At 62.7% G+C, this 18,341-nt stretch carries 11 protein-coding genes and 1 tRNA gene; 10 read left to right on the plus strand and 2 right to left on the minus strand.

The annotated features are described in order from the left end of the window. Nucleotides 1-4: 4 nt before the first annotated feature. Nucleotides 5-1,654: an arginine--tRNA ligase gene (gene argS / locus ACX80M_RS04210; protein WP_252600097.1), complete on the minus strand. Its 1,650-nt coding sequence runs from the start codon at nucleotides 1,652-1,654 to the stop codon at nucleotides 5-7. Nucleotides 1,655-1,825: 171 nt separating this feature from the next. On the opposite strand from argS, the gene ACX80M_RS04215 reads away from it, so the two are divergent. The 8 genes from ACX80M_RS04215 to ACX80M_RS04250 all read left to right on the plus strand — a co-directional run bounded on the left by ACX80M_RS04215 (nucleotide 1,826) and on the right by ACX80M_RS04250 (nucleotide 15,924). Continuing rightward, complete coding sequence (locus ACX80M_RS04215; protein ID WP_252600098.1) at nucleotides 1,826-2,299, plus strand: FMN-binding protein; 474 nt, start codon at nucleotides 1,826-1,828, stop codon at nucleotides 2,297-2,299. Nucleotides 2,300-2,302: 3 nt separating this feature from the next. Beyond that, complete coding sequence (locus ACX80M_RS04220; protein WP_252613426.1) at nucleotides 2,303-3,169, plus strand: FAD:protein FMN transferase; 867 nt, start codon at nucleotides 2,303-2,305, stop codon at nucleotides 3,167-3,169. Next, nucleotides 3,166-4,728, plus strand: a complete 1,563-nt coding sequence (locus tag ACX80M_RS04225; protein ID WP_252613424.1) for a ferredoxin--NADP reductase — start codon at nucleotides 3,166-3,168, stop codon at nucleotides 4,726-4,728. Before ACX80M_RS04220 ends, ACX80M_RS04225 begins: the two co-directional genes overlap by 4 nt. A 78-nt stretch (nucleotides 4,729-4,806) precedes the next feature. Beyond that, a tRNA-Arg gene (locus tag ACX80M_RS04230) sits at nucleotides 4,807-4,879 on the plus strand. 731 nt (nucleotides 4,880-5,610) lie between these two features. Next, a complete protein-coding gene (locus ACX80M_RS04235; RefSeq protein WP_459308977.1) occupies nucleotides 5,611-9,021 on the plus strand; it encodes a helicase-related protein in 3,411 nt (1,136 codons plus the stop codon). Nucleotides 9,022-9,151: 130 nt separating this feature from the next. Beyond that, the gene (locus ACX80M_RS04240; protein ID WP_459308979.1) at nucleotides 9,152-11,866 is read left to right on the plus strand and encodes a DUF1156 domain-containing protein; all 2,715 of its coding nucleotides are present in this window, start codon (nucleotides 9,152-9,154) and stop codon (nucleotides 11,864-11,866) included. A gap of 1 nt (nucleotide 11,867) precedes the next feature. Further along, a complete protein-coding gene (locus ACX80M_RS04245; protein ID WP_459308981.1) occupies nucleotides 11,868-15,230 on the plus strand; it encodes a DUF499 domain-containing protein in 3,363 nt (1,120 codons plus the stop codon). Between the two features lie 550 nt (nucleotides 15,231-15,780). Next, nucleotides 15,781-15,924: an excisionase family DNA-binding protein gene (locus ACX80M_RS04250; protein ID WP_459308983.1), complete on the plus strand. Its 144-nt coding sequence runs from the start codon at nucleotides 15,781-15,783 to the stop codon at nucleotides 15,922-15,924. Nucleotides 15,925-16,181: 257 nt separating this feature from the next. On the opposite strand, the gene ACX80M_RS04255 is transcribed toward ACX80M_RS04250, so the two are convergent. Next, entirely contained in the window at nucleotides 16,182-16,280 is a 99-nt protein-coding gene (locus ACX80M_RS04255; RefSeq protein ID WP_459309081.1) for a three-helix bundle dimerization domain-containing protein, read from the minus strand. A gap of 305 nt (nucleotides 16,281-16,585) precedes the next feature. On the opposite strand from ACX80M_RS04255, the gene ACX80M_RS04260 reads away from it, so the two are divergent. Then, the gene (locus ACX80M_RS04260) at nucleotides 16,586-17,017 is read left to right on the plus strand and encodes a LexA family protein (protein ID WP_459308985.1); all 432 of its coding nucleotides are present in this window, start codon (nucleotides 16,586-16,588) and stop codon (nucleotides 17,015-17,017) included. Next, the gene (locus ACX80M_RS04265) at nucleotides 17,010-18,308 is read left to right on the plus strand and encodes a Y-family DNA polymerase (protein ID WP_459308987.1); all 1,299 of its coding nucleotides are present in this window, start codon (nucleotides 17,010-17,012) and stop codon (nucleotides 18,306-18,308) included. The genes ACX80M_RS04260 and ACX80M_RS04265 overlap by 8 nt, the downstream gene beginning before the upstream one ends. Nucleotides 18,309-18,341 lie beyond the last annotated feature (33 nt).

Here is an 18,341-nt window from a genome sequence, read left to right on the forward strand (position 1 = left end):
AGTTTCACATCCGTTCCGGTGCGGACACGCCCAGCAGATCCAGTCCGTTGGCCAGCACCTGGCTGGTGGCGTCGTTCAGCCACAGGCGAGTGCGGTTGACGTCGGTGACGGCTTCGTCGCCCTGCGGGGCAACACGGCAGGCGTCGTACCAGCGGTGGTAGGCGCCGGCAATGACCTCGAGATGGCGGGCCACACGGTGGGGTTCACGCAGTTCGGCGGCTTTGGCCACAATCGAGGGGTAGCTGCCCAGGTAGGAGAGCAGTTCGTTTTCCGTGGCGTGATCCAGAAGTGAAGCATCGAACGCGCTCCGATCCACGCCGGCAGCCACAGCGTTGCGGGCGGTGCCGCGGGACCGGGCGTGGGCGTACTGGACGTAGAACACCGGGTTCTCGTTGCTGTGCTTCTTCAGCAGATCGGGATCCAGGGTGAGCGGGGAATCTGCCGGGAAGCGGGCCAGGGAATAACGAACGGCGTCCTTGCCCAGCCAGTCGATAAGGTCCTTGAGCTCGATGATGTTGCCGGCACGCTTGGACAGCTTGGCGCCGTTAACGGACACCAGTTGGCCGATCAGCACCTCGATGTTCACCTCGGGATCATCGCCCGCGCAGGCCGCAATGGCCTTGAGGCGGTTGATGTAACCGTGGTGGTCCGCGCCCAGGAGGTAGATCTTTTCCGTAAAGCCGCGGTCCTTCTTGGAGAGGTAGTACGCGGCGTCCGCGGCAAAGTAGGTGGGTTCACCGTTCGCGCGGATCATCACGCGGTCCTTGTCGTCCCCGAAGTCGGTGGTGCGCAACCAGACCGCACCGCCGTCGTCGAACACGTGGCCCTGCTCGCGAAGGCGGGCGACGGCATTTTCGATGTGGCCGGTGTCGTGCAGTTCCTGTTCTGAGAAGTAGACGTCAAACGCAACGCCAAAATCGGCAAGGGTGTCCTTGATGTCCTTCATCTGGGCCTTGTAGGCGGCGGCGCGGATGACAGGAAGTGCCGCCACCTCGGTGAGTTCGCGGATGTCGGGGTGCTGGGTGAGGACGTCGTGGCCGAGGTCGGCGATGTACTGGCCCGGGTAGCCGCCGTCCGGCACCGGAAGTCCATGCAGCCGCGAGTAAACAGAGTTTGCGAACACGTTCATCTGCGAACCGGCGTCGTTGATGTAGTACTCGGCGGTGACCTCCGCGCCCGAAGCACGCAGCACACGTGCGATGGCATCGCCCAAGGCTGCCCAGCGTGTGTGGCCGATGTGCAGCGGACCGGTGGGGTTCGCCGACACAAATTCCATGTTCACCACGTGGCCGGCGAGCGTGGTGGTGGTGCCGTAGTCACGTCCGGCTTCCACGATGGCCTTCGCCAGGGCACCCGCAGCGGCGGCGTCCACGGTGATGTTCAGGAAGCCGGGGCCAGCGATATCCACGGCAGCGACGCCGTTGATGGACTTCAGCCGGGCGCTCAGGACGGTGGCGAATTCGCGCGGGTTGGTGCCGGCCTGCTTGGACAGCTGGAGGGCGATGCTGGTGGCCCAGTCGCCGTGTTCCCGGTTCTTCGGTCGCTCCACGCGCACCTCATCAGGGACAGCTGATGCGGAAAGCGCGATTTCGCCGGCGGCGACGGCGTCTTTTAGGCAGGCGGATATGGCGAGGGAGAGTTCTTCGGGAGTCACCCCTCTAGCCTACCGGGGGCCGCCACTGGGACGAATTTGGGGGTGGTGCGTGACTGGTTCCGCACAACTTTTCCTCACAGCGGACGCACTGCTGATTCACAGGGTGAACCATTACGCTGAATCCGACGTTGAGTACAGCGCAAGCACCCAGCCCACGAAACGAGCCCCATCATGAGACCGTCAGTCCGCAAGAGTGTTTTCGTCGGCATCGCCGGCCTGTCCCTCGCTGGAACGGTGGCCGGCTGCGCGCCGTCGGCCACGCCCGCGGTGCCCGCCGCGGCTTCCGACAGCACGTCCGGCGCCACGACGGCCCCTTCCGGCACGGCATCATCGCCGGCCAGCAGCGCCTCCCTCTACCAGGACGGCACCTACAGCGCTGACGGCACCTATGTTTCCCCCAACGGGACCGAAACCGTGGGGGTTGAGCTGACGCTCGCCGCGGGCACGGTCACGGCCGTGAACATCACCCAGCACCACTCGAACCCCAACACCCGGAAATTCCAGGGCGAATTCGCCGGCGGGATCGCAGCGCAGGTTGTGGGCAAGAGCATCGACGAACTCAACGTCTCCAAGGTGGCAGGATCCTCGCTCACCAGCGGCGGCTTCAACCAGGCGCTGGACAAGATCAAGGCCGAGGCCCAGTAGGCCGTGCCGGACCCGGAGGACTTCCGCTTCGACGGGATCGGAACCCGTTGGGAAATCTCCACCCCCCGTCCGCTTGACGCCAGCGTCCGTGCCCGGCTGCTCGCCTTGGTGGAGCGGTACGACGGCGACTGGTCCCGGTTTAGGTCCGATTCGACCGTCGGTGCCATGGCCCGCCAGCCCGGGCGGTATGAGCTGCCGCCGGAAGCGGCGGACCTTGGCCGGCTGTACCGCTCGCTGTATGAGGTCACCGGCGGTGCAATGACGCCGCTGATCGGTGGCAGCCTGGAGCGCCTCGGGTACGACGCCGCCTATTCCCTGCGGCCGGCAGGGAACGCGCTTCCGGCACCCCGCTGGGAGGACGTCCTGACGTGGGACGGCAACGTGCTCACCACGACCGCTCCCCTGGTCCTGGACATCGGTGCCGCCGGTAAGGGGCAGCTGGTGGACCTTCTCGCTATTGAGCTGCGCTCCTGCGGCGTGGACTCCTTCGTGATTGACGCCAGCGGCGACCTGCTGCACCGCGGGCCTGATCCGGTCTCCGTGGCGTTGGAGCACCCGTACGATCCGGCGAGGGCCATCGGGACCGTGCCGCTGGCAGGCGGCGCATTGTGCGCGTCAGCCTCAAACAGACGGGCGTGGGGCGACGGCCTGCACCATGTGCTCGATGGCGCAACAGGGCTGCCCGTCAGTACGGCGGTAGCCACGTGGACCATGGCAGAAAGCACCGTAGTTGCCGATGCCCTGGCCACCGCCCTGTTCTTTGTTCCGGGCAAAGAATTGGAACGGAGTTTCGATTTTTCCTGGCTGACGGTTTTTTCTGATGGAAGCGCTGCCTACTCGGACGGATTTGAAGGGACACTGTTCTCATGAGCCCCGTTGACGCCCCCAAGGCAACTGCCGTTTTCACTGCCGGCCGGCTGGACACCCTGCTGGGCAAGTACACGATGTACCGGCTGATCCTGCTGGTGCTGGCAGCCCTTGCCACGTACAGCCTTCTGCTGAATGCCCTTGGCTGGCTCACTTTCGGCATCCCGCAGATGCTGGTGCACTTGATGCTGTGCCTTGGCCTGACCTACGTGTCCAACCGAGGGCTGGCTGCCCTTTTCCACGTCCGCCCGCATTCCGAGTCGTCGCTGATCACCGGCCTGCTCCTGTACTTCCTCTTCTGGCCCTCCTTTATGCCCCTGGATATGGCGGGAGTGGCCTTGGCCTGTGTGCTGGCCTCCGCCTCGAAATACGCGCTGGCCTGGCGTGGCCGGCACATCTTCAACCCCGCCGCCGCCGGGGCGTTTGTCACCGGGCTGACGGGGCTGAACATCGCAACGTGGTGGGCCGCCACGCCTGCCATGCTGTGGCTGCTGGTTCCGGGCGTCCTCCTGGTGCTCTACCGGACGCGTAAGTTGCTCATGGCGGCCGTGTTCCTTGTGGTTGCCACATCAATTGTGAGCGCTGAGCTGCTGCAGGCAGGGCTTACCCTGGGCAGCGCACTCTGGCAGGCCCTGGCGCAGCGGCCGCTGCTGTTCTTCGTCGGCTTTATGCTGACGGAGCCGCTCACCCTCGCTCCACGCCGCTGGCAGCAGCTCGCGCTCGCCGCACTGGTTGGTGTGGTGTTCGCAGTGCCGTACAACTTCAGCTTCATCGCCAACTCGCCGGAGCTGGCCCTGCTGGTCGGCAACCTGCTGGCGTTCCTTGTGGGCCAGCGCGGCGGGCTCAGGCTCCGGTTCGCTGGCTCCCGCCCTCTGACGCCCAGCACCACAGAGTTCGCCTTTGAACCGTCCCGGCCCGTCCGGTTTGTGCCGGGACAGTACATGGAACTGGATCTGCCGCACGCCAAGTCTGACGGTAAAGGCCGACGCCGGGTGTTCAGTTTGACCAGCGCCCCCGGTTCGGGGACGGTGAAGTTTGGCGTCCGGACGGCGGAGCCCCTGTCCGCGGCGAAGAAAGTCCTGCTGGACCTGAAGCCTGGTGATGAGGTGGCCGCCACATCCGTGGGCGGAGATTTTGTCTTGCCCCGCGATCCCCGGGCCCCCGTCCTCCTGATAGCCGCGGGCATCGGTATCACGCCCTATCTTGCGCAGCTGGCTTCCGGCGCCGCGCAGGACCGGGACGTGGTTCTCCTGCTGCTGGCGCGCAACGCTGCCGAAATTGCCTACACTGCCGAGCTGCAGGCGTCCGGGGCGCGCATCCTGGCACGCCTCGCAGACGGTTCGGTCCCGCCGTCGTTCATCACCGATGCCGGGACGCTGGAATCCGGGGGCGCTTCAGCTGGCGCCCGCCTGGACGGAGATTCCCTGAAGGCCCTCGTTCCCGACATTGCCGGCCGGGCTGTCTACATCTCCGGGTCCCCTGCGAGCGTCGCATCGCTGCGCCGTGCAGCCCATAAGGCCGGCTCGCGCCGGGTATACGTGGACTCTTTTTCGGGCTACTGAGCAGGGCCGTTTTTCCTTGCAGGCACCTTCCTGCTAAGCTCTAGGACGTCCCGCTGGCAACGGCAGGATCCCTGAATTGCCCTCGTAGCTCAGGGGATAGAGCGTCTGCCTCCGGAGCAGAAGGTCGTTGGTTCGATTCCAATCGAGGGCACAGATAAAAACCCCGCCACTTCAAGGAAGTGGTGGGGTTTTGCTTGACTTCTTGACAGCGCTTGATGTTTATGCGTTACCTCCAATGACCACCTTTTCCCAACGTCGATGTCGCTTTTATGTCACCTACGATGTCAGTGCGGCTGCGCGTGCCTGGGCATCGACGCCCGCGCCGCCGGACTACTGCTTGGCTTTCTTGGCTGGGCAAGCACGGCTGCCCCAGGCCGCTGGGGCAGGGCGTAAGTGACATCCATCCGTGGAGTTGGCGGAGGGCGCCGGGCTGCGCGTGGCCAAAGGGCCCTCATCCTCGCGCCTCTTCGTGGCAATAGTGTGCCTCTCCCCCGGCCCCCGGAAAGCAATCTTCTCCTTGAACTTCCGACTGAAAATCGAGAGGTCACCGGATCGACGCCAGTCGGAGCCACCAGCTAGGACAGCTCTTGACCCGTGTTGACACGGGATCTGCGCGTTTTTTGCTTTCTAGACCGACGTGCCAATCGCCATAGATCAGCCTTCATCAGCCAAGTTCTGAGACAGACCTCTGGTATTCCCGCGGTACGTAATGCCATCCTCGACTGACTAGCTGTTGCGTTCATCAGCGTGACGCTAATCACGCCACGTAGGGTTCCCCGTGTTTCGCGGCAGAGTCTACGTCGGGCCTGGAGCCGACAAAGCTGATTTTGTCAGACCCGTCGACTAGCGTGTTGGTGGGCTATCGACCAGGAGGTCAAATACGTGCTGCTTGAGGAACTCAAGACTGGTCTGCGCATTCAAGGGCTCATCCCCGCCGAGGTGGTTACTGTCATTGCCGTGCAGTGGCACGGTGAGGACGCACTTGAATTGACGTACAAAACGGCGGCCGGCGGTCTCGGACAACAGGTGGTGTTCCGCAATGACGAGGACGCGCTAAAGGTCGCACAGACCGGCAGCCGTTCCTTCGACGCCTCTGCCAACGATTTCAAGCTCGTTGCCGAGGCCCAGCGAATCACCTTGGCAGGCCTGTTCGACCCGATGCTCGCAGTCGCGACCAGTGATGTGCGGCCACTGCCCCACCAAATCCGTGCGGTCTACGGCGAGTTGCTGCCGCGGACGCCGCTTCGCTTCCTGCTGGCCGATGACCCAGGGGCGGGTAAAACTATCATGGCCGGCCTCTACGTCAAGGAGCTGATCCTCCGGGACGATGTCAAGCAGTGCCTGATCGTCGCGCCCGGTGGGCTGGTAGACCAATGGCAGGACGAATTGTTCTTCAAGTTCGGGCTGCGATTCGACCTGCTGAGTAACCAGTTGATCGACGCTAACGTCAACCTCAACGTCTTCGAGTCCAACCCTTTGCTTATCGCGCGGATGGACCAGCTCTCCCGCAACGTGGAGTTGCAGACGCAACTCAAGGAGACTGAGTGGGATCTAATCATCGTCGATGAGGCGCACCGGATGGGGGCGCACTACTTCGGCGGCAAGCTGGAGAAGACGAAGCGGTTCCAACTAGGTGAGGTCCTCGGAGGTATCACCCGCCACCTTCTGCTGATGACCGCGACCCCACATTCCGGCAAGGAAGAAGACTTCCAACTCTTCCTGTCACTGCTCGACCAAGATCGGTTCGAGGGCAAGAACAAAGCCACCGCCGACACCAGCGGGATCATGCGCCGCATGGTCAAGGAAGACCTACTCACTTTTGAAGGCAAGAAGCTCTTCCCGGAGCGAATCGCCGAGACCGTCCCGTATCAGCTGACCGCGTTAGAGTACGACCTGTACGAGCAGGTTACCGGCTACGTCCGCGAAGGCATGAACCGCGCCGACAGGATCGGCGGGAAGCGGAAGAATACAATTGGCTTCGCCCTCACTGTCCTCCAGCGCCGTCTCGCATCCAGCCCCGAAGCGATCTATAAAAGCCTCGTGCGTCGCACCGAGCGGTTGGAGCGGAAGAAGCAGGAGATACTTAACGGCACCTACTCCGAGTCCGAGCCCAGCGTCGACCTGGAGGGCTTGGATTCCGACGACTTCAATGCCGAAGAGGTCGAGGAACTTGAAGAGGAGCTGCTCGACGCCGCGACCGCGGCCCAGACGGTCGAGGAACTCAACTCCGAGCTGATCGAACTCGCCGGACTCGCCAGGGCGGCCAAGCAAGTCCGTGACCTGGGCACCGACCGCAAGTGGACCGAGCTATCGACGATCCTCCAGGACAACGCGCTGACCACCGACAAGAACGGCTGGCCGCGCAAGTTCATCGTCTTCACCGAGCACCGCGACACCCTCGGCTACCTCCAGGCTCGCATCAGCTCGCTACTAGGCAGGCCGGACGCGGTCAGGGCGATCCATGGTGGTGTGCGGCGCGGCGAGCGGCGCCAGATCACCGAGGAGTTCACCAAGAACCGCGACTGCCAGATCCTGCTGGCCACCGACGCGGCTGGCGAGGGCCTCAACCTCCAAGCGGCGCACCTAATGGTCAACTACGACCTGCCATGGAACCCCAACCGCATCGAGCAACGCTTCGGTCGTGTTCACCGCATTGGTCAGGAAGAGGTCTGCCGCCTCTGGAACCTCGTAGCCTCCAACACCCGCGAGGGCGAGGTCTTCTCCCGGCTACTGGAGAAGATTGAGGAGCAGCGCAAGGCGTACGGCGGCAAAGTATTCGACGTCCTCGGAGAAGCATTCAACGACATCCCGCTGCGCCACCTGCTCCTGGAGGCCATCCAGTACGGGGAGCGGCCGGACGTGAAGGCGAAGATGCACGAGGTTATCGACGCCACCATCGGCGACGGTCTCAAGGAGATCCTCGACGAGCGAGCCCTCGCCTCCGAGCACCTCGCAGAGGCCGACCTGGCGGCACTGAGGGCCGCGATGGACGAGGCGCGCGCCCGTCGGCTCCAGCCGCATTACATCGAGCTGGCGTTCAAGGCGGCGTTTACGCGGCTTGGCGGACGCATCGTAAAGCGGGAGCGGGGTCGCTACGAGATCGCCAACGTAGCCGCCCACGTCCGCGCAAACAAGCACGGCCCGATCGCGACCAAGTACAACAGGGTCACGTTCGACCTGCCCCACGTACAACCCGACGGACTCGCTCGCGCGGACCTTCTCGGCCCAGGCCATCCGCTGCACGACGCCGTGATGGACGAGGCGATCAGGAAGTTCGGCGGCACCCTCAACCGCGGCACGGTCCTGGTCTCCTCAACGCTGGAAGAGCCTCATCTACTGGTTGGGGTCATCGAGGAAGTCGCCGACGCCACCGGGGCAAGCGTCGCAAGGAGGTTTGGCTACGCCTATGTCGACAGCTTCGGCACCGTTACCCCAGCCGGGCCCGCCCCTTATCTCGACTGCGTCGCAGCCCCCGACACGCCAGCGGCCACGGCCGCCCGGCAACTCCCGTGGCTGCCGGACGCCGAAGACAAGGCCAAAAGCTGGGTCATCGCCAACCAGCTCCCCGAATACCTCGCCCAGGTCCAGCCGCGTCGAACGTCAGAACTCGGCAAGACCCGCCTGCTCGTCACCAAGCGGCTCGAAAGTGAACGCGACCGTCTCGTTCTCGACGCTGCGGTCGCTAGTGAGAAGGAGCGAGCAGGTGAGAAGGCCAAGGAGACTTCTGAAAGCCTCAACCGCAAGGCTGTCGAACTCGACCTCCGCCTCCTAAAGCGCCTGGAACTGCTCGACCAGCAGGCCGTGATGTCCACCAAGCCGCCGCACATCGTCACCGCCGCGCTCGTGCTCCCCGTTGGCATGCTCCAGAACGACCTCCCAACCAACGCGCCCATGCACGCCAAGGAAACAAAGGAGGTCGAGCGCCGGGGCGTCGACCTCGTGCTGGCCTGCGAACGCGAACTTGGTCGCAAGCCCGTCGAGCAGGCGTTCAACAACCCCGGTTTCGACGTCCTCTCCACAGCGGCGAATGGCGACACCTACCGGATCGAAGTCAAGGCTCGCATCGAGGGGGCCGAGGACTTCTTCGTCACCCACAACGAAGTGATGACCGGCAAGAACGCCGTCCCTCTTTACCGCCTCGCCCTCGTCCGCGTTGACCAGCGCGGAGCACAGCACGACGAGGTCCGCTATCTCGACGACCCCTTCGCCACGACCGACCTAGGCGACTTTCACGCCACCGGCATACGCGGCGACTGGACCAAGATGTGGGCCACGGGAACGGACCCGTTTTGAGGCCCGAGCAATCTGCCGATCAAGTAACACGATATCTTTCGGGTAATGCCGCTAAGGTTCTATGTGTTTGTTCGGGCGCCAATTTGGCGCTCTTGAGAATCGGCCCTGGAGCCGAGTTGAGGGGTCGAAAATGGTGCTGAAGCGCAAGCTGATAGAGGTGGCTTTGCCGCTGGAAGCCATCAACAAGGCATCGGGGCGTGAGAAATCAATCAGGCACGGCCATCCGTCCACCCTCCACCTCTACTGGGCCAGACGACCCCTAGCCACTGCCCGAGCAGTTCTCTTTGCACAGCTAGTCGATGACCCAAGTAGTCACCCGGACAGGTTCCCTGACGAGGATGCTCAGCGACGGGAACGGGAAAGGCTCCACGAACTCATCGGGAAGCTGGTGGTCTGGGAGAACCTTCAGGATGAGAAGCTCCTGGCTGAGGCATACCGGGAGATCGCAGCCTCAACTGGAGGTAATCCTCCGCCGGTTCTCGACCCATTTGCGGGCGGGGGAACTATCCCGCTTGAGGCACAGAGGCTGGGGCTGGACTCGCATGCGTCCGATCTGAACCCTGTCTCAGTACTGATCAACAAGGCCCTAATCGAGCTCCCGGTAAAGTTTCGGGATGAGAAGCCTGTCTTTCCCGGGGTTGCCGATTCGCAGTACAGGACCTGGCGAGGCGCCGAAGGGCTGGCTGCCGACGTGAAAGCGTACGGCACATGGCTCAGAGACGAAGCTGAAAAGAACATAGGTGCCCTATACCCGCCGATGAATGGGGAGACCGTCATCGCCTGGATCTGGGCTCGCACCGTGACATGCCCGAACCCAGCGTGCGGAGCCGAGGCACCCCTGGTTAACTCGTTCAGTCTCTGCACGAAACGTAATCGCCCCGTGCATGTACGGCCATTCGTGGTTGGCAAGGAAGTGCGATACAACATTGAGACGACGGCTAAGGCTACTTTCCCCGGCACAGTCACACGCGCAGGCGCGAGCTGCCTTGTTTGCGAGGCGCCCATCCCGCTCACATATGTCCGTCAGGAAGGCAAGAAGCATCGCCTTGGCCGCCAGCTCATGTCTGTCGTGACGGAAGGCAACCGAGAACGCCACTACCGGGCACCGGACGCTTTGCAGGTGCAGACGGCCGATGTCGACGATCCCGGTGCGGTCCTCGGTACTCCACTGCCAAAGCGCGCGCTGGGCTTCAGGGTGCAGGCATATGGTCTGGAGACTCAGGATGATTTTTACACCCCGCGACAGCGACTGCTACTCAGCGAGCTGGTGAACCTAGTCCCGACTGTTCGGGAGAAGATGCTGTCAGATGGTGGATCACCGGAACGCGCTGACGCCCTCTGCGTCTACCTAGCGCTGCTCATCGGGCGGGTTGCAAATCGCTCATCAAGCCAAAGCTTCTGGGATGCGACTCGCGAAGGTGTCCAGCAGGTCTTCGCGCGCAACGCGATGCCCATGATCTGGGTCTATGCCGAAGCCAATCCATTCTCGCGGTCCAGCGGCAATGTGCTCGGACAGTTGGACTACCTCGTCAATGCCATTGACAGGTTACCTCTCGCGGGAAGCGGGAACGTTGTTCAGCGATCTGCGACGGACATTCCTATGACCGGGTTCGTTGTGAGCACCGATCCTCCCTACTACGACAACGTCCCTTATGCAGACCTCTCCGACTTCTTTTACGCATGGCACCGTCTCGTGCTTCGCACTATCCTGCCGGAGATGTACCAAACCATGACGACGCCAAAGACCGAGGAGCTAATAGCGGAGCCGGCGCGTCATGACTCCGCCCAGGACGCCGCCAAGTTTTTCGAAGAAGGCCTCGGCGGAGTGTTTGCCCGCATCTCGGCTAGTCATCCCGATGACATTCCTTTCACTGTCTACTACGCATTCAAACAATCGGAAACGGACGATGATGGAACGGCGTCGACCGGGTGGGAGACGATGCTTCAGGCGTTGATAGACTCTCCAGCGATTGTGACTGCAACGTGGCCGGTGCGGACAGAGCAGGCGGGCGGACTGCGCGAGCTCGGCAGAAACGCACTCGCCTCCTCCGTTGTGATCGCAGCTCGCAGGCGGCCAGACGGCGCACCAACCACCGATCGCAGGGGGTTTATCTCAGCCCTAGAATCCGAACTGCCGAGTGCGCTCCGCAGATTGCAGGAGGGGCAGGTGGCTCCGGTTGACCTCCCACAAGCGGCGATTGGTCCTGGCATGGCGGTTTTCAGCCGCTTCAGCGCGGTGCTTGAACCAGACGGCACGAAAATGAGCGTTCGATCTGCACTGGCACGAATCAACGAGATCCTCGACCAGGTTCTGAACGAGCAGGAGGGCGACTTCGATGCGACATCGCGCTTTGCAATCGCTTGGTACCGGCAGCATGGATACGGACAGGGCCGCTTCGGCGACGCTGACAATCTGGCGCGAGCCCGAAATACGAGCGTCGTTGTCATGGATCGCGATGGCATCCTTAGCTCACGGGCAGGCATGGTTCAGCTCATCAAGCCAGAGGACTTGGCTTCGGGCTACGACCCTGCTGCGGACCCGCATACTAACAACTGGGAGGCGCTCCACCATCTGATCAAGACGCTGGAGCGCGACGGCATTGCTCCTGCAGGGGACCTTCTGAGGTCCGCGCTCAACCGAAACGACGGAGCAGTAGACGGTGACCTCGTTAAGGAGTTGGCTCACCTACTCTTCCGAATCGCCGAGAGCAATGGGTGGACCAGGGACGCATTGAGCTTCAACGCGCTGGTGACCAGTTGGCCAGAGCTCCTTGAGGTCGCGCGAAGTCAGAAGAAAGCCGAGCACTCCCAAGCTACGCTCGATTTCGAGGGAGGAGAAGACTGACATGGCTCTGAGTAACAGGGACCGTATCGATCGGATGTTCCAAGTGATGGCTCCATCGCTGGACAGCTTCATCTCGGTCGTAATTGGCCAGGCGGATCAGGCTTTAGGGGCGGAGTGGATCAAACTCGTCCAGGGCAAGGATCTGAAGAATAACGCGCCCATTGGACGGGTCTATGATCCACTCGACCCCCAAGTCCAGTTCCGTATGTTGACCGAAGGCAACATCACAAGTGGCTACCGTCAAGGCTGGTATCCGTTCAACCAAGCGCTGGGCAAAGCCGGCGAGTCTTTCGCGATCGAATTGCGAGAAGTCCGTAACAACTGGGCACATAACGGAACATTCAGCGACGATGACGCCTACCGTTCACTCGACACCGGCGAACGGCTCCTCATGCTTGTCGGCGCGGCAGCAGAGGCGGAAGAGGTTCGAAACATCCGGCTGAACCTGCGCAGGGTGACTGCCGACAAGGACGACAAGAAAGTCCTCAAGGCCGCTGTGACCAACCCGGAGGCAGCTGGACTGAAGCCCTGGCGCGAGGTACTCCAACCGCACGACGACGTTGCAACCGGAAACTTCCACGCCTCAGAGTTTGCAGCTGACCTCTACAAGGTCGCGACGGGCGGCGAGGTCGACTCGGACTACGCCGATCCAGTGGAGTTTTTTAAGCGCACCTATCTCACCGAGGGACTTCGCGACCTGATAGGTCGAGCTGTTCGGCGCTTTGCCGGGGACGAGAACACCTCACCCGTCATCAACCTTCAGACCAACTTTGGCGGCGGCAAGACACATTCGATGCTCTCGCTGTGGCATGTCGCAGCCGGGATCCCGATCGGGGAGTTCCCGCAGGAAACCCAGGAGCTGCTGACCGCTAACGGATACACCGGCACCAAGGTAAACCGCGTAGCAATCGTGGGAAACCACTTCAGCCCGTCCGGTGTCACGAAGAACGACGGCACGCAGGTCAACACGATCTGGGGCGAGTTGGCGTGGCAGCTCGGCGGACTGCAGGCGTTCGCCATGGTTGCTAAGGCCGACGCGGACCGAACCCACCCCGGGGAAGCGCTGCACGCGCTACTGGCTAAGTACGCTCCCGCTGTCATCCTGATAGACGAATGGGTCGCCTACGCCCGCTCGCTCGTAGGCCGCGACGACCTGGCCGGCGGAACGTTTGACGATCAGTTCACCTTCGCGCAGTCACTGACCGAGGCATGCAAAGGAACCTCCGGGGTCCTGCTGGCGGTCTCAATTCCAGCCTCGGAGAGCGGAGGCAACGGTGACATAATCGTCGCCGGGAACGCTGAGGAGGTGGGCGGCGCCAACGGCCTGGAGGCGCTGAAGCGATTGCAAAACGTCGTCCGCCGTGTGGCTGACCAGTGGCGTCCCGCCTCATCGGAAGAGGCGTACAACATCGTCAAGCAGCGCCTTTTCAAGCAGGCCGACGCCGCCGGACTTGCCTCGATCGGAGCGACCGCGAAGGCCTATGTCGAGATGTATCGGAAGTACACCGACGACTTCCCGGGCGAAGCCCGCGACGTGAACTACGAGGACCGGATCAAGCGAACCTATCCTATCCATCCCGAGTTGTTCGACACGCTCTACGAAGAGTGGTCCTCCCTCGAACGCTTTCAGCGCACCCGTGGCGTGCTGCGGTTGATGAGTACTGTCATCCACGCACTGTGGACCGGCGAAGACGCCTCACCGCTTATCATGCCCGGCTCGATCCCGCTGGCGACCGCAAACGTGAACGCCGAGCTGACACAATACCTCCAGGACTCATGGAAGACGATCATCGACGCGGACGTCGACGGACCAAACTCTGAGCCTGCGCGCATCGACACTGAGAAACCCCTCTTCGGACAGCGGGCGCTGACCAAGCGACTCGCTCGAACGGTCTTCTTCAGCGCGGCGCCAACCATCGCACCGGGTTCGATCCACAAGGGGACAGGCACGCAGCGCGTGTTCCTAGGCACCGCAGTCCCTGGGGACGTGCCCGGCAACTTCCACTCCGCACTCACCCAGCTAGGCGACCGGGCGACGTACTTCTACTCCGGCTCAGGTAAGTATTGGTACGACCTCCAGCCCAACATCACCCGAACCGCCAAGGACCAGGCCGAGCGGCTGCACAAGGAAGATGTGTGGGCCGAGATCGTCAAACGCCTCCAAGGGCAGGCTCGCACCCGTGGTGACTTCGCCGGGGTCCACGTTTGCCCTGAGACCAACGGTGACATCCCCGACACGGACGAGGCTCGGCTGGTCATCCTCCACCCCAAGGTGGCACACAAGCGCGGTGTAGACTCGGCGGCCAAGGAATTCGCGCAGAAAGCCACCGAGCAGCGCGGAAGTGCTAACAGGACCCACCGCAACATGCTGATCTTCCTCGCCGCTGATGAGACTCGGCTGGAGGAACTCAACAGCGCCACCCGTGACTATCTCGGCTGGACCCACGTATTGACCAATGAGGCCGACCTCGATCTGACGCAGAACCAAAAGAACCAAGCCGCACAGCGGAAAGCACAGTCTGACCAGACTGTCACTTCACGCCTGTTGCAGACCTTCACCTGGGCGCTAGTCCCGGCACAGCCTGACGCCGGGGCGCGGTTCCTGCTCCGTGAGACCAAGGTCGAGGGCCAGTCTGACTCGCTCGCCGACCGCGTGTCACGTCGGCTCGGGAACGACGGTGACCTATCCACCCGGCAAGCCGCGGCCACGGTCCGGCTCGCTATCAGCAAGGTGCCGCAGATTTGGAAGGACGGCCACGTCTCGCTCGGAGCACTGTGGGCTCTCTACAGCCGGTACCCCTACATGCCACGCTTACGTGACCGCCGAGTCCTCGATGAAGGCATCGTTGACATGCCGATGATCTGGCAAACCGATGCCTTCGCTCTGGCAACTGGCTACGACGAACCAGCTGGTCGCTACGTCGGCCTGTGGATCCCGCAGGACAAGGGTGCCGCCCCTGTTGCCACGGACTCGCTCCTGCTCGTTCGTCCCGACGTCGCAGCCGAACAGCGGGAAGGCGAGGCCCAGGCATTGATCGACACACCGACCGATACGCCGAGCGACCAGCCGACCGTCGACCAGCCCGCCACGCCGCTATGGCCCCGGGCCGAAGTCGTGTCCCCGACGGCCAAGAAGCGCTTCTATGGCGTCAAGACGCTCAACGCCGACAAGATCGCTATGGACTTCAAAAGCATCGCCGAAGAAGTCCTCGCTCACCTCCGTGCCGACGCAAGTACCAAACTCGTCGTCCGCATCGAGATCGAAGCCACCGACACGACTGGATTCGATGCGAGCAAGGTCCGCACCGTCTCGGAGAACGCCCACACACTAAAGTTCGACCAGCACGGCTTCGAGGAGTTGTGAGGCATAGCCAGCAATTGCGGGGCGACCCTAACCTGGCCGACGTTGCTTGTCCGTCGGCTCCCGATCGCGGCCCGCTCACTTGAGTCAGGCCGCTGGTAACTTGCAGACACCCCTAATACCGTCGCAGTAAGCTTCTCGCGTCATCGGCACGTTGGCTGAACGTCGCCGAAGTTGTTGGTGCTGCCCTAAGTGAGAACGCCTCTAAGGTAAGCCGCACAATCAAAGTGGAAGCCCCGGGGGAGCATACATTACCGGCGACTGGGCCGTTTGGGAGTTCAATTGTAGTTTCACGCGGCAACCTGAGCCGCACACATGCTAACTGACATTATCGTGTGCAATACCGGCTGGTTTTATACGAACTGTCTCAAGATGAGGCATCGCGGGCAACTCGCCTGGCCCGGTATCGAGCCCCAGTGAAGACGGCAGTAACGAGGAATTTACCTCGCCCTGTCGATCAATTTTGCTCGGGGTGGACGCTTGGCCTAGCCGAACTGCGTGTCAGAGCATCGGGCAAGGCCGAGCAGACGTATCGGCGAATACGATGAAGACCATGTCGCCACCGAACAAGCCGTCACCGCGCTTCCTCACCATTGATCAGATCGCCAATGAACTCAACGTCGGTTTGCCTCAAGTTCGGGCGCTGCTCAAGAACGGGGAGCTGCGGGCCATCCAAGTCGGGGACAATGGAGAATAGGCGTGCAGGACTTTGAGAACTACATAATCGAGGCGTACCGTCAAACAGCCGAACGAATTGAAGCTGGACTTGTCGAAGAATTACCGGTTGAGACCGAGGCATGAAGAAACTACGCAGGTCAATCCACCCACCCCAGTAATGATCCACCTCGAGGACCAGCCCATGGGAGGATTCGTGCGCGGTGTGCGGAATCGGCGATGTATTCGCGCTCGCTGTGGACGAACGGAGTCCGGTCAAGCGGCGCGTGGAAGCGTCAGTCAGTGTCTGAGGCGGTCCTTGGCGGCTCGTTCAACCAGAACTGGCACATAATCCCGGATCGATCCATCACGTAGCGCGTCGATTTCCTCGCTAACGATCGCCTCAGCTTCTGAGCGCGGCTTTTCGGGAAACCCTGCACCAACCGATCGATGACGTGCGCCACCGCCTGCGCTTCATTGTCCGTAGCCATCCACTCAGTTTCGCCCCGGACGATTGAGGGCGCCAACGGAACATGAACTCACCCAGCTCCGCCCCCAGAGCCGCAGGATCGTGCCGTGGCCGCCTGACGACGTTCCGGCTCCACAGGCTCTTCGTGCATCTGATCCAACATGGTGGAGAACGAATGTCCGTCCCCACGAGTACACTGAAATGAATCGAACATATATTCGAATAAGGGTGTGTTGTGGGCGTTGTTGTCGGTCCCCGCGTGATAGGCGCGGGTGTGTCGTTGTTGTCGGTGCTGATCTCTCCGGTGCCGGTGGCTGCGGGGTTCCCGTCGCCGGCTCAGGACTATTTTGATGGCCGGATCGATCTGAATGTGCACCTGATCAAGGACATCACCAGCACGTACGTGGTGAGGGTGTCCGGGGACTCGATGGAAGGCGCCGGCATCAGTGACGGCGATGAGCTGATCGTGAACCGGGCGCTGGAGCCGCGGGACGGGTGCGTGGTCGTCGCGGTCCTGGACGGGGAGCTCACGGTGAAGCGGTTGCGGATTACGGCCACCGGCGTCGTGCTGCAGGCGGAGAATCCCGCGTACGCGGACATCCGGGTACCCAGCCTCAGCGAACTGACCATCTGGGGTGTCGCAACCAGGTGCCTTCACCATGTCTAAGCCGGCCGTGATGCGGCGGATGCCGCAGATCGCGCACGTCGATGTGAACTGCTTCTACGCGTCCGCCGAGCGGGCGTTCGACCCGTCCCTAGAAGGCCGGCCGGTCATTGTGCTGTCCAACAACGACGGCTGCGCCGTCACCCGCTCCCCCGAAGCCGAAGCCCTCGGCATCCCCATGGGCGAGCCCTGGTTCAAACTCGCACCCCGGGCCAAGGAATGGGGACTCGTTGCCCTCTCCAGCAACTACGAGCTCTACGGCGACATCAGCGCCCGCGTCATGGAACTGCTGGGCCGCTACTCGGCCTGGCTGGAGGTCTACAGCATCGATGAGGCCTTCCTCGGTGTCAAAGGCACGCCGGCCGAACTCCTCGCCCTCGGCCGTTCCATGAAAGCCGCCGTGCGGCGGAACGTCGGCGTCCCGGTCTGCGTCGGGATCGCCGCCACGAAGACCTTGGCGAAGCTGGCCAACAAATGGGCGAAGAACAACCCCGGCTTCGGCGGGGTCTGCCACTGGGACTCCGTCCCCGCCCCCGAAAGGGAAGGACTGATGGGGCGGCTGTCCGTGGTGGAGATCTGGGGCGTCGCGACCCGGCTGACCAAACGCCTGAACGTGATGGGCATTTTCTCGATCCTGGATTTGTCCCGGGCGGATCCGGTCATGATCCGGGACCGGTTCTCCGTGGTCATGATGCGTACCGTCCTGGAACTGCAGGGCACCCCGTGCATCCCGATGGAGGAAGAACGGATCGGGCGGGAGCAGCTGATCTTCTCCCGCTCCTTCGCCACTCCCATCACCACCGCCGCCGGAATCCGGCAGGTCATGAGTGTGTACGGGCAGCAGGCATCAGCCAGGCTGGCCAAACACGGCCTGCAGGCCAAAGTCCTCACCGCCTTCGCCGGCACCTCACACTTCAATCCCAAAGACACCTCGTACCCCTCCGTCTGCATCCCGCTGCCGATGCCCACTGCAGACCCGGTCATCCTCACCAAGGCCTCCCACGCACTCCTCCCCTACATCAACGAGGGCATCCGGTATGCCCGGGCCGGGATCATGGTCACCGATCTGCGCCCCACCGGCAACCAGGCACCGTTGTCCCTGTTCGAGAACCCGCACGAGGAACGCCACGTCGGCAGCCTCCTCGAAGACGTCACCCGACGCTACGGCCGCGGCTCTATCGGCCTGGGCCACGCCGGCATCCGCGGCGGACCGGACTGGACCATGAAACGGGACATGCTCTCCCCCCGCTACACCACCCACTGGGACGAACTCCCCCTCGTCAAAGCCGCCTAACACCGCACGAACGACCGTACTGGCACGTCAGCA

Source organism: Pseudarthrobacter sp. MDT1-22 (genome assembly GCF_054511035.1).